This window comes from Robertmurraya sp. FSL W8-0741 (assembly GCF_038004005.1).
GTDB classification, from domain to species: Bacteria; Bacillota; Bacilli; order Bacillales; family Cytobacillaceae; genus Robertmurraya; species Robertmurraya siralis.
On the sequence record NZ_JBBOQG010000001.1, the window covers coordinates 1,170,989 to 1,183,663 of the forward strand.

The 12,675-nt window shown below is 37.0% G+C and carries 12 protein-coding genes and 1 riboswitch; of the genes, 11 read left to right on the plus strand and 1 reads right to left on the minus strand.

The genetic code is table 11. The features are described from left to right. Window positions 1-172 precede the first annotated feature (172 nt). A riboswitch (molybdenum cofactor riboswitch) is annotated at window positions 173-303 on the plus strand. 196 nt (window positions 304-499) lie between these two features. The 7 genes from NST02_RS05590 to NST02_RS05620 all read left to right on the plus strand — a co-directional run bounded on the left by NST02_RS05590 (window position 500) and on the right by NST02_RS05620 (window position 6,092). Then, window positions 500-1,531: a FecCD family ABC transporter permease gene (locus NST02_RS05590; RefSeq protein WP_340948380.1), complete on the plus strand. Its 1,032-nt coding sequence runs from the start codon at window positions 500-502 to the stop codon at window positions 1,529-1,531. Next, window positions 1,531-2,358, plus strand: a complete 828-nt coding sequence (locus NST02_RS05595; protein WP_137743883.1) for an ABC transporter ATP-binding protein — start codon at window positions 1,531-1,533, stop codon at window positions 2,356-2,358. The genes NST02_RS05590 and NST02_RS05595 overlap by 1 nt, the downstream gene beginning before the upstream one ends. After that, a complete protein-coding gene (locus NST02_RS05600) occupies window positions 2,312-3,025 on the plus strand; it encodes a methyltransferase (protein WP_212933663.1) in 714 nt (237 codons plus the stop codon). Before NST02_RS05595 ends, NST02_RS05600 begins: the two co-directional genes overlap by 47 nt. A gap of 64 nt (window positions 3,026-3,089) precedes the next feature. After that, window positions 3,090-4,214 (plus strand): ABC transporter substrate-binding protein, encoded by a 1,125-nt coding sequence (locus tag NST02_RS05605; protein WP_137743880.1) that lies wholly within the window; start codon window positions 3,090-3,092, stop codon window positions 4,212-4,214. A gap of 27 nt (window positions 4,215-4,241) precedes the next feature. Next, window positions 4,242-4,799 carry an FmdE family protein gene (locus NST02_RS05610; RefSeq protein WP_212933662.1) on the plus strand — a complete coding sequence of 186 codons (558 nt, stop codon included), beginning with the start codon at window positions 4,242-4,244 and terminating at the stop codon, window positions 4,797-4,799. A gap of 5 nt (window positions 4,800-4,804) precedes the next feature. Then, window positions 4,805-5,521, plus strand: a complete 717-nt coding sequence (locus tag NST02_RS05615) for a DUF364 domain-containing protein (RefSeq protein ID WP_340948384.1) — start codon at window positions 4,805-4,807, stop codon at window positions 5,519-5,521. 64 nt (window positions 5,522-5,585) lie between these two features. Further along, entirely contained in the window at window positions 5,586-6,092 is a 507-nt protein-coding gene (locus NST02_RS05620; RefSeq protein WP_340948385.1) for a nucleoside-triphosphatase, read from the plus strand. 107 nt (window positions 6,093-6,199) lie between these two features. Here NST02_RS05620 and NST02_RS05625 read toward each other — a convergent pair whose 3' ends face one another. Next, window positions 6,200-6,781: a TetR/AcrR family transcriptional regulator gene (locus NST02_RS05625; RefSeq protein ID WP_137743877.1), complete on the minus strand. Its 582-nt coding sequence runs from the start codon at window positions 6,779-6,781 to the stop codon at window positions 6,200-6,202. A 337-nt stretch (window positions 6,782-7,118) separates the two neighbouring features. Here NST02_RS05625 and NST02_RS05630 point away from each other — a divergent pair, with 337 nt between their 5' ends. The 4 genes from NST02_RS05630 (at window position 7,119) to NST02_RS05645 (ending at window position 12,614) form a co-directional block, all read left to right on the plus strand. Next, window positions 7,119-7,598 (plus strand): PTS sugar transporter subunit IIA, encoded by a 480-nt coding sequence (locus NST02_RS05630; protein WP_340948387.1) that lies wholly within the window; start codon window positions 7,119-7,121, stop codon window positions 7,596-7,598. Between the two features lie 32 nt (window positions 7,599-7,630). Further along, complete coding sequence (locus NST02_RS05635) at window positions 7,631-9,049, plus strand: glycoside hydrolase family 1 protein (RefSeq protein WP_137743875.1); 1,419 nt, start codon at window positions 7,631-7,633, stop codon at window positions 9,047-9,049. Window positions 9,050-9,106: 57 nt separating this feature from the next. Next, window positions 9,107-10,486, plus strand: a complete 1,380-nt coding sequence (locus tag NST02_RS05640) for a PTS transporter subunit EIIC (RefSeq protein WP_340948388.1) — start codon at window positions 9,107-9,109, stop codon at window positions 10,484-10,486. A gap of 247 nt (window positions 10,487-10,733) precedes the next feature. Next, the gene (locus tag NST02_RS05645) at window positions 10,734-12,614 is read left to right on the plus strand and encodes an oxidoreductase (RefSeq protein ID WP_340948390.1); all 1,881 of its coding nucleotides are present in this window, start codon (window positions 10,734-10,736) and stop codon (window positions 12,612-12,614) included. Window positions 12,615-12,675: the final 61 nt, after the last annotated feature.

A 12,675-nucleotide genomic window follows, 5' to 3' on the forward strand; every position in this document is an offset into this window, starting at 1 on the left:
TATTTTGCGGGATTAACATAAAGCAATAACCATTCCAGGGTCGACTAGGATACAAAATTACTATCTGCCTTTTTAACAATTCTGTGAACTATATATATTTCTAATTTATATATGTTATGTTTAATTATATTTAATTATAAATAGTTATATCTAATTATAATTAAATCTTGTAATTAAATATTGTCTCCGAATCTATTTATCTAAGGAAATCATTCTATGATGGGTAGATCCGGGAAATGCCCGCGGGGTAAACATAGAAATGTGTGTGCCTGCCATATGCAAAGGAGACGTGAAGCTTTTATGAGTAAAAGTTCCAATGCGTTTTTTTTTGCATTGGATTTTTTTATTGTAGTCTATGCAAACAATGTTTATTTGCGACGTTTGCGAAGGCTTCTATGCTTTGCTGGAAAGGTAAGTTTTTTCTCCATGAAGCATTTGGAAGATGACTTAAATGGCGAGGGAGGAAGAATGAATAAGATTTTTGTAAAGGGGTGAAAAATTGAAGGATTTCCATTCATCAAAGCATCGAAAGCAATACAAAATGCAATTATTTTTATTGTTCTGCTTTTTAATAATTTGTTTTGTCGTTTCTTTTCATGTAGGAAGATATCCCATTCATCCTATTGACCTAGTAAAAGTATTATTCTCAAACATAGTTCCGATTGAGCAAGGGTGGGATCCTTCAATCGAAACGGTGCTGTACCAAATCAGAATGCCTCGTGTGATAGGAGCAGTCTTAGTTGGGGCTGCATTATCTTGTGCAGGTGCAGTCTATCAAGGTCTATTTCAAAATCCAATGTGTTCTCCAGATCTGCTGGGGGCTTCGTCTGGAGCAGGTTTTGGCGCAGCGCTGGCCATTTTATTTCATCTTGGATTTTTGGGGACAACCTTGTTCGCATTTTGTTTTGGTGTGATTACGGTGTTAATGGTTTATTTATTAAGTCGTCGAGTTAAAGGTAATCCAACCCTTGGCTTAATTCTTACGGGAATTATGGTTGGTTCTCTTTTTTCAGCAGCAATCTCGTTTATTAAACTAGTAGCGGATCCGAATGATACACTTCCTGCTATTACTTACTGGCTGATGGGCAGTCTTTCTGGAATTGGACAAAAGGAGATTTGGTTTTGTTTTATTCCAATATTAGCAGGAGTAGTTCCACTCCTATTTTTACGATGGAAGCTGAATGTCATGACGATGGGGGAAGAAGAAGCAAAGGCAATGGGAATCAATACAAAATTCATTCGATTGATCGTGATTATTTGCGCAACAATGCTTACATCTGCAAGTGTTGCTGTTAGCGGCATGATCGGATGGGTCGGTCTTGTCATTCCTCATTTTACAAGAATGATCACGGGACCGGATTTTCGAAGACTGATCCCAGCATCGATGATATTAGGTGCGAGTTTTATGCTCATTGTCGATAATTTCTCAAGAATGTTAACCACGCAGGAAATTCCACTAGGAATTTTGACTGCTTTTATTGGTGCCCCATTTTTTATCTATCTAATTATGAGAGAAGGGAATAAATCCTAATGTTAGAAGTAAAGGAGCTTTCATTTGACTATCGTGAGAGGGAAATTTTAAAGGACATTAGTTTTACAGCAATGGCTGGCGATTTTCTTTGTATATTAGGACCAAATGGTGCAGGGAAAAGTACATTGTTCCGCTGTATTCTTGGCTTACATAAAAGATATAATGGCATCGTTTCCATTCACAATGAAAATATTAAAAACATGAGTCAAGTTAAACTTGCTAAAAAAATGGCTTATATTCCGCAATCTCATTATCCAACTTTTAATTTTAAGGTATTAGACATAGTAGCAATGGGATTAACCGTTCATTTAGATAAGTTAGCAAGCCCAACTGGAGAGCATGAAAAATTAGCGTACGAAGCATTGGAGCAATTGGGGATCTCTTACTTATGGAATAGGGGTTATGGAGAAATTAGCGGAGGTGAAAGACAAATGACATTAATTGCAAGGGCGGTTGCACAAAAGTCATTTATATTGTTAATGGACGAGCCCACTGCAAATTTGGATTATGGGAATCAGATTCGTGTGCTGGAAAAGGTTAGAGAGTTGGCTCAGGAAGGTTACACAATTATTATGACAACACATAACCCAGAGCATGCTTTTATATATGGCAATAAGATGTTGATGATGCAGAAAGGAGAGATCACTTGCGCAGGATGTCCGACGATAGAGTTGACAGAAGAGTTGATCCAAAATGTTTATGGTGTAAGCGTAGAAATACATGAAATTTACAATGGGGATGTTGATACTAAAGTGATTGTCCCAAAATTAAAAGGAGATTATGGAAAAAATGTTTCTATGGACAGAAGAGAGTATTCGCTTTTATGAACAAGCAGCTATTTTTAGTAGATTTCACGAGTGTATTGCAAAAGAAATTTCCGAGTTTATAACAGATGAGGATCATGTTGTGGATTTGGGATGCGGATTAGGTTTTTTAAGTCTGCAGTTATCAAAGCTGTGTAGGAATGTTACAGCAGTTGACTGCGATCAAAACGTTTTGGAAGCTTTAAAGGTGAACATGCTAGAAAACGATATTCGGAATATTCAAATACAGCATAGCGATTGGCATAAAATAAGGAAGATTCCCAAATGGGATATTGTTGTGGCAAGTTTCTTTGGAAGATCGCAGGAAGATATGGATTCTTTTCTTCGACTATGCAGAAAGAAAGTAATTTTTATATTTCCAAACGGTGAATCAGAGGGTTTTTTACCGAAAAAAAGTGAGTATACAAAGAGAGAAACCGTTAAAGAGACAGAAGTGTCTTTGAGAGCTAAATATAAAATAAGTTATTACAAAGAGCTGGAGTTAGAGTTTGGTCAACCCTTTCACACTATGGAGGAAGCTTTTAGATTTGTTCGTAATTATCGCAAGGATGCTGGGAAATCAGTTATTAGAAAGCATTTAGAACAATATCTTATTCCAGTGGAAAATCAAAAATTCTCCTATTATTTACCAAATAAAAAGCAGATAGCGATTTGTGTGTTAGAAAAATAATCTTTTGAAACTAGTTAAACACAAAATAATGGAATTAATAAATAAATGAAGTGGAGCTGGAGAAATGAAAAAAAATGTTGTTTTATTTTGTATTGCGATACTAATGATGAGCCTTTTATTCGCATGTAGTAAATCGGCGACAAATAATATTGAAAATAGGGAGAATCAGAATGTAAAAACTGAAAAAACAGGAGAGGCAGGCTCTGAGACTTTTCAGTTTACTGATTCTGTTGGAAGAAGTGTAGAGTTACCTGCAAACATTGAGAAAATTGTTCCTTCTGCAGGCTTGGCCCAAATGGTCTTGTACACAATTGCTCCAGAAAAGCTAGCTGGGCTTGCGACAGCACTGTCAGATGAACAAAAGGAATTTGTCAATGAGGAATATTGGAGTTTACCAGTATTTGGCCAGTTCCATGGTGATAATTTTAATTTAGAGGCGATCGTTTCAATTGACCCGGATGTGATTATTGATATCGGTGAAGCCAAGTCTGACATTAAGGAAAGTATGGACGAAATTCAAGAAAAGACAGGAATTCCAACCATTTTTATTGAAGCTACGCTGGATTCTACTCCGGAGATGTATAAGACTTTAGGAAAATTACTTAAAGAAGAAGAGCGCGCTGCAAAATTGGCAGCATTTACAGAGGAAATTTTAGATTTAGCAGAAACCAATAAGGGGTTAATTACAGATAAAAATCGTGTTTCTTTATATTACGGTTCCGGTGATAAAGGGTTGAATACAAATGCAGCAGGATCGTTTCATTTAGAAATCCTTGATTATTTAGGAATTGAAAATGCAGCAGTACTGGATGAAATCGCCAGCAAAGGTGGAGGAAATGAAATATCGATGGAACAGCTTATGATATGGAATCCAGATATTATCTTACTCAATGACAAAAATGTTTTTGAAAATGTCGCTTCCGGTAAAGAACCAAGCTGGCAAGAGTTGACGGCAGTTCAAAACGGACAAGTTTATTTAGTGCCGAATGCTCCTTATAATTGGATTGGTTTTCCGCCATCTGTTAATAGAATTATAGGGATGAACTGGTTGGGGAACTTGGTTTATCCAGAATTATATGCATACGATTTGAAAGAAAAAGTAAAGGAATACTATTCTTTATTTTATCACTATGAATTGACAGATGAGGAGGCCAAGCAATTATTGGATCAAGCAACAAAAGGGGATTAAAAGTAAGGCAGTAAAGGAGGGACTGATGTGAGAACTTTTGAAGAAGATTTGCAAAAAGCTTTAAATTTTCATGGTCATCTTTGTATTGGGCAAGTATTGGGTACGAGAATTGCCCGTCTCGGTTTAATGCAGTTCGGTATTACTGAGCCAGAGAAGTACAAGGATTTAATCATATATGTTGAATCGGATCGCTGTCTTGCAGATGCTGTCAGTGCGGTTTGTGGCTGCAGTCTTGGCAGGAGGCGTTTAAAGTGGATTGATTATGGAAAGATGGCAGCCGTTTTTTATGATATTCAAACAAAATGCTCCTATCGAATTTTTAATCATAAGCGTATTACGCCAGAAAAAGGAGAAGACATCCTAGCATTTTATAATCAATATTCAGATGAGGAGCTTTTTAGTATTCAAGAAGTCAAACTAAATATTACCGAGTTTGATTTACCAGGGAAGCCTATCATCAGTGTTTGCTGTGAAGGATGTAAAGAAAAAGTCATGGATAATCGGCATGTGACATTAGATGGGAAAAACTATTGCAGGCATTGTGCTGATCGTTCGAAATATTACCGAGTATTAAGGGTGGAGTAGCTAAGATGTGGTCAATATACGATAGGTTAATAGATGGAATTGTAACAGATATAGTTGTAACAGAAATTCAAGAGAATGAGCACTGGATCGTAGTAAATAGTGAGGATTCTCTTCAAAATCAGTATGCTGGAATAGCTATGTCGATGAAAGGTGGTCAAACAACGAGAAAACTAGACAATCGTAGCTGTACAGGAATGACTCTGAAAGAATTGGCTCATTATGTGAAATCATGGAATTTTTCAGATGCATCCATTGGCATGGCGGCAATTAATACTTATTACAATCAAATTGCACAAGTGAACGAGAAAATGCGTTGGCTGGATGAAAATGATAAAGATGCCTTTACTGTTTTTAAGGAACAAATCAAAGGGAAAAATGTGGCAGTAATTGGTCATTTTCCAAATGTAAAAAGTCTGGCTCAAGAGTGTAATTTAACCGTGTTGGAAAGGAATCTGGTTGGCGATGATTTGCCAGACAGTGCATGTGAATATGTCCTTTCCTATCAAGATTATGTGTTTATTACAGGAACAACCTTGACGAATAAAACATGCCCCCGGTTATTGGAATTAGCCAACAATCGTTTTGTAGTAATGATTGGTCCTTCTGTTCCAGTAAGTAATATTTTATTTGAGTTCGGCGTTAATTGTATCGGGGGAAGTATTATTAATAATCACATGAAATTGAAAAAGGCAATTGCAGGAAATACAGATGATATTTTTTAGTGAAGGAATGTTACGTGTTCAATTTATCCCTTATCCAAGCTTTACAGAGAGGTAAAGCCCTACAATGCCCAATATTCTATTAACCGGAAACAAACAAGTTGGAAAAAGTACAATCATCAATAAAATTATTGAGGATTATCCAGGTGGAGTTTGTGGATTTAAGACAGTAATGAAGCAAACTCCTCGGCGCCAATTCTTTATCTCCGAATTTCAAAAAAGTGCAGCAATAATAGCAAATAGTGTGGAAAGAACAAGAAGCTATCCGTTGCCGCCAATTTCTTCAACCTTTGATAATGAAGGAGCAACGATTTTGAAGAGATGTTTTATTCAATCTCCTGAACTGATTATTATGGATGAATTAGGTCTCTTTGAAAATAGAGCATTTTATTTTCAAAAACTTGTGCATAGGGGCTTAAATTCGGATATTCCTATTTTAGGTGTCCTAAAGGACAAACCTTCCCGTTTTCTTAACTCTATTAGAGATAGAGAGGATGTGGAAATAATTCGGGTCTCTGAAGAAAATCGAAATCAACTTGTTAAAATTGTAATGAGTAAATTATTAAATGATTGACCGCCTAAAGACAATTTCAAGTAATTGTAGCTGCGAAGTGATACCGGTTATCCGAATTCATCAGTATAAATAGAGCTGCTCATATACATAAAACCGAGCAGCTCTATTTATGATTTTTTCAGCTGATTAATATTTAATAAATTGAGTAATTGCCTCGACATATAAGTAGATGAATGGGAATAGTCCTTTTTTATCCAGTCCAGTATTAATCCTAGCACACCCTGTGCATGGTAGGTTACGTATAAGTCCATATCGATGTCAGTATTGAGATTGCGCATCTTTAAAAGTTCTTTTTTAAAAGCTAATGAAAACTTGTCAATAAACATTTCTTGAATATTTGGGATCGCTTCCGATGTTTTCCAAAGATTAAAAAAATCCTTCTTTTTATAAATATGCTCAAAAATGACAATATCGGCAGGTGTCATATTCTCAATCCCTTTTTTAAAATCATCAAAAAAAGCAGCAATGAGACCATTAACCATACTTTCATTAAGCTCCTCAACTAATTCTTCTTTATATTTATAATGAAAGTAAAAGGTGCTTCGATTGTAATCGGCTCTTTCGACAATATCGGTTACGGAAATATCTTTGTATTCCTTTTCATAAAGAATGTCTATAAATGCTCTCTTGAGCATTCTTTTTGTTCGGCGAACTCTTCTGTCCTCACGATTCTCATCTGAAAGCATCATATTCCTCCTTTATGATATCCAATCCCGATGATTAAACATGCGATGTTTCGAGGTTCAAAATATGACAAATTACAACAAATAAGCATTAATTTGCAATAGAGCACAAGCTCTCTAAGTAATTAAATTATATACCATATCCATAAAAATTTTTGATGTTTCCGACAATATTAAAAAAAATGTTGGTTTTTTAGACATTAACAAATTTTTTAGTGATTGATGAAAAATTTGTCTAACCATAAGATGAAATTAAGATAAGCTTATCTGAATTAGACATTTTTCGTAGATTTTCTGATGTAGTTAAGTTTTTTAACTGTTTGGAGGTAGCAATGTTTAACTCTTGTTCAAAAAAAGGCGAAAAGATGAAAACGTAATCAAGTCGCCGATTGAAGGTGAAGTATTGCCATTGAGTAATGTCAATGATCCGGTCTTCTCGACAGAAATGATGGGGCAGGGTGTAGCAATTTTGCCGAAAAGAGGCAGAGTCGTATCCCCTGTTAATGGGAAAGTGGTGTCCGTGTTTGAAACTAAACACGCCGTTACCCTTACTTCCGACAACGGAGCGGAAATATTGATCCACGTAGGCCTGGATACAGTTAGTTTAAACGGGCAATACTTTGAGGCACTTATTTGTTCAGGCGAAAAAGTAAAAATAGGGGAACCTTTGCTACAGTTTGATATCGATAAAATCAAAAGACAAAGTTTTGATCTTATATCACCGCTCATCATTTGTAATACCGCTTCATTTAAAGAAGTGGTAAGTTTTACTGGCAAAGAGGTCGAAGAATTGGAAACGGTCATTGAGCTTATTGAAAATTAATTTGCACAACAGAGAAAGGGGGACTATGCGTTATGAAAGAATTCCCAGCAGATTTTTTGTGGGGAGGCGCCATTGCCGCTAATCAATCCGAGGGGGCCTATAATGCGGATGGCAAAGGACTGTCGATCCAAGATGTGATGCCCAAAGGGTTTAGCGGCCCAATTACAGAAGAGCCGACTCCAGATAACATGAAACTGGTAGGTATTGATTTCTATCATCGATACAAAGAGGATATAAAATTATTGGCAGAAATGGGATTTAAGGCATTTCGCATTTCCATTGCCTGGTCAAGAATCTTCCCGAATGGAGATGAAACAGAACCGAATGAATTAGGTCTACAGTTCTATGACCGTGTATTCGATGAGTGTAAAAAATATGGAATTGAACCGATTGTCACTATTTCTCATTATGAAACACCATTGTATTTATCAAAAATGTATGATGGCTGGCTCAACAGAAAGCTAATCGATTTTTTTATCCGATATGTAGAAACGATTTTTACGAGATACAAAGATAAGGTGAAGTATTGGTTAACATTCAATGAAATCAATTCTATTCTCTATGAGCCCTTTTGCAGCGGAGGCATCTACACTGATAAAGATAAATTAACGAAGCAGGATTTATATCAGGCGATTCATCATGAGTTGGTCGCAAGTGCCATGGCGGTAAAATTAGGGCACGAAATCATGCCGAACGCAAAAATTGGCTGCATGATTTTGGCTGTACCGATATATCCCCTTTCTTCTAAGCCTGACGACGTGATCGCCACAATGCAAAAGCAAAGGGAAATTGTCTTTTTTGCAGATGTGCATGCAAGAGGTGAATACCCAGCATATATGCGACGTTTTTTTAAAGAACATAATATTGAAATCAAAATGGAACCTGAAGATAGGGAAATACTAACCCACACAGTCGACTTCATTTCGCTCAGCTACTATATGAGTCTATGTGAAACTGCTGATTCTGCGCAAAAGTCTAATAGTAAGGGGAATATTTTGGGAGGGATAGCTAACCCATTTTTAGAGGCTAATGAATGGGGCTGGCAGATCGATCCACAAGGGCTTAGATATATGCTTAACGAGTTATATGATCGATATAAATTGCCTCTTTTCATCGTTGAAAATGGTGTTGGGGCGAGAGATGTTTTAGTAGAAGATGAAAATGGACAGAAGACGGTGCTCGATGATTATCGAATTGATTATTTAAGAGATCATCTTCTCCAAGTAGGAGAAGCGCTTGAAGACGGTGTGGAAGTAATGGGCTACACAGCTTGGGGATGCATCGATCTCGTTAGTGCTTCCACTGCGGAACTAAGAAAACGATATGGCTTTATTTATGTCGACCGTCATGATGATGGTTCCGGAACTCTTGAACGTTATAAAAAGAAAAGTTTTTATTGGTATAAACGAGTAATTGAATCAAACGGGAAGTCGTTAAGTGAGGGAATGTAAGCGTTTTATTACCGAGCTGTATTCATGCATTTAAAATGTCCGGAGGAGGATAAATGAATGAATTATGAAAATGTTGCTAATGAAGTCTTAGCTTCGCTAGGAGGAAAGGAAAATATTAAGACATTAACCCATTGTGCTACTAGATTAAGATTTTCCTTATTTGAAAGTAGTAAATTGGACAAGGATGCTATAGAAAAAAACCCAAATATTTTAGGCCTTGTTGATAAAAATGGAAACTATCAACTAATAATAGGTACGGAAGTGTCACATGTATACAAAGCTATTACAAATTTAACAGGCGAAGTGAATTCTGAGAGAGAAGATTCAAGTGCTGAGAGCAAGGAGAGTAAAAAAGGCAGCTTACTTGATCGTTTTTTAGCAACGATCTCTGCAATTTTTACGCCGTATATTCCTGTATTAGCAACTTCAGGAATTTTGATTGGTTTAGTTGCTATCGCTGCAAACTTTGGCTGGATTTCGGAAGAAAGTACGACTTATATTACCTTGAATGCAGTAGGGAATGCGTTATTATACTTCTTCCCAATATTACTAGCGTATACTGCAGCCAGTCGATTCGGTGCAAATCCTTATATCGGGGCTACGATTGGGGCGGCATTAATGCATCCAGATTTAAGTGCAATACTAATTTCAGGAGAAAGATTAACTTTGTTAGGAATTCCCTTTACTGCGATGAACTTTGCCAATACGGTTATCCCAATTATCGTTGCAATGTGGGCTTTTAGTTATATAGAAAAATTTCTCAAGAAATATTTAGCAAAGCCATTGCAATTTATGCTTGTTCCTTTATTGTCCATCGTATTAATGGTGCCCCTTTCTTTATTGGTATTTGGGCCGATTGGAAATATATTAGCTCAAGCAATAGCGGATGGATATCAATTTTTTGTTGATGGAAATGTTTTTATTCTTAGCTTAATCTCAGGAGCATTTTTTATCTTTGTGATTATGCTAGGGCTGCATTGGATCATTTTGCCGATACAATTGCAAATTCTTTCTGAGCAAGGATTTGAATATTCCTTAGCAGCCGGTGGCATGGGAGGCTATGCTCTATTAGGTATAACCTTGGCAGTTCTGCTTTTTAATAAAGATAAAAAGATTAAAGAAGTTGCTGGATCTGCAGCATTTGTCAATATGATATCGGGGATTACGGAGCCAGGATTATATGGTATTTGTATGAAGAACAAGCGATATTTTTTAGCCTTAATATTAGGTGGTGCAGCAGGTGGGTTAGTATGTGGAATTTTTCAAGTATATGTAAAAGCTTTTGCTTTCGGAGGAATTCTTGGTCTACCAGCGTTTGCTGCTGCGACAGAAGTCTTTCCATTCTATATGCTTAGCGTTTTCTCTTCAATTGCCGTAGGTTTTATTGTTACATTCCTAATGGAAAAAGGAAAATTTTTAACAACTAAATCTGTGTAGGCTTCAGCAAAATTCGATAGAGGCAGTTGACAGTATGACTGCTTCTATCGAATCTCATTTAAAACCATATCTCTTAATCTAGTTGGTCATCTTTTTTTCTACTTCCCCGGGGACATTTTATAAAAAAGCTTTGTTAAACGATTTTGTTGATTTTTGGCTCATTGTCTGAGACTTCATATGTAATTGAACCAAAGTTCAACATCGAACTTATAACAAAGCCAAAAAACATAATGGAAGGTGGAAAAAAGTGAAATTTCCTAATCTGTTTAAACCGTTGAAAATAAAAAACACTGTATTTACAAATAGAATAATAGCAACTCCAGCAGGTGCTTATAATGATAAAGCAATTGGCGGAGCGGGAGTCATTATTGCTGGTAGCGCAAACGTTAGTAGAAAGAGAGCGAGTTATTCACATCCGGATGATCCTTATATATTTGATAAGTATGAACGAGAAAAAACAAAGGAACGAGTGATTGTCGCTAAGCAAGCTGGAGCAAAGGCATCTTTAGAATTGATCCATGCCGGTCAATACGCCCGAGTAGATGACTATGCTCTTGGCCCAATCAGCTTTACTCGGAATGATGGTACAAAGGTAAAAGCAATGGATGAACAAGATATGATGGAGGTAGCCAATGATTGGGCTGAAACTGCTAAAAATGCAAAGGAGTTCGGCTTTGATCTAGTCATGCTCCACTTCGGGCATGGTTGGCTTCCTGCAGAATTTTTGTCTCCCTTGTTTAATAAAAGAGAAGATCATTATGGTGGTAGTTTGGAAAATCGAATGAGATTTCCCAAAATGATAATTGACCGTGTTCGGGAAGCAGTTGGTCCTGATTTTATTATAGATATGAGAATTAGCGCTTCAGAATGTGTTGAAGGGTCAATTCAATTTGAGGATGTTCTTCAATTTATAAAAGAAATTGAAGATAAAATTGATATGGTTCACATATCCGCTGGATTGGATATTGATCATGAAGGGAATGTTCATGCGGTTCCAACCATTTTCAAAGAACATATGCCAAATGTGGATTGGGCTGCGGAAGTGAAAAGAAATGTAAAGATTCCTGTGACGGTTGTCGGTGCTATTATGAGTCCAGTTGAAGCAGAGTCTATTATTGCAGAAGGTAAAGCAGACTTTGTTGCTTTAGGTAGACCTTTAATTGCTGATCCATTTTGGCCGCAAAAGGCAAAAGAAGGTCGCGATGAAGACATTGTTCCATGTTTAAGATGCCAATACTGCTATCATATTTCAACAGACAGAAAAAATGTGGGCTGTTCCGTGAATCCACGCTATAGAAGGCAGCATTTAGTTCCATTGGAGTTGGATACTGCAAAGAAGAAAAAGAAAGTAGTTGTGATTGGTGGCGGACCGGCAGGAATGAAGTCAGCGATAGTGGCGGCAGAACGGGGACATCAAGTCGTACTAATTGAAAAGTCTTCTGAGCTGGGTGGTGCGTTAATATATGCAAAATACGAAGAGTTAAAGGTAGATTTATATAACTATATGAAATATTTAATTACTCAAGTCAATAAATCGACAGTTTCAGTCCAGCTAAACACGGAAGCAACTCCTGAATTAATAAAGGAGCTACGCCCCGATGCGATCATTATTGCTGTAGGGGCCAATCCCTTTACGCCGCCAATAAAAGGTGTCAACCAGCCCCATGTTTTGCAAGCATTAGAGGTTTATGGACAAATGGAAAAGCTTGGCCAAGAGGTTGTCATAGTTGGCGGTGGCTCTACAGGCTGTGAACTCGGCATTGAGTTAGCGAGAAATGGGAGAAAAGTGACGATTTTAGAAGGCTCCGGGCAATATGCAGCTAACGGAAATCTCCTTTATCGGATTGGATTACGGCAGACGATGGAAAAGGAGAAATGCTTGCACTGGGAATTGAATGCATTTTGTCAAGAAATTAAAACAGATGGGGTCGTTTATATACAAAATGGTGAGGAAAAATTTATCACTGCTCAGTCCATTATTTTATCAACCGGAATGAGAGTTAATTCTAAACTTGTCGAATCCTTTTACGGCATTGTACCAGATACATTTGTCATTGGTGATGCCTATAAAGTAAGAAACGTGATGGATGCAACGAGGGAAGGGTACTTTATTGCTAAAAATCTTTGAGCAAACATAGGGAACAACCCTCTGGAAAACAGGGAACTCTGTCCTTTTTTCCAGAGGGTTA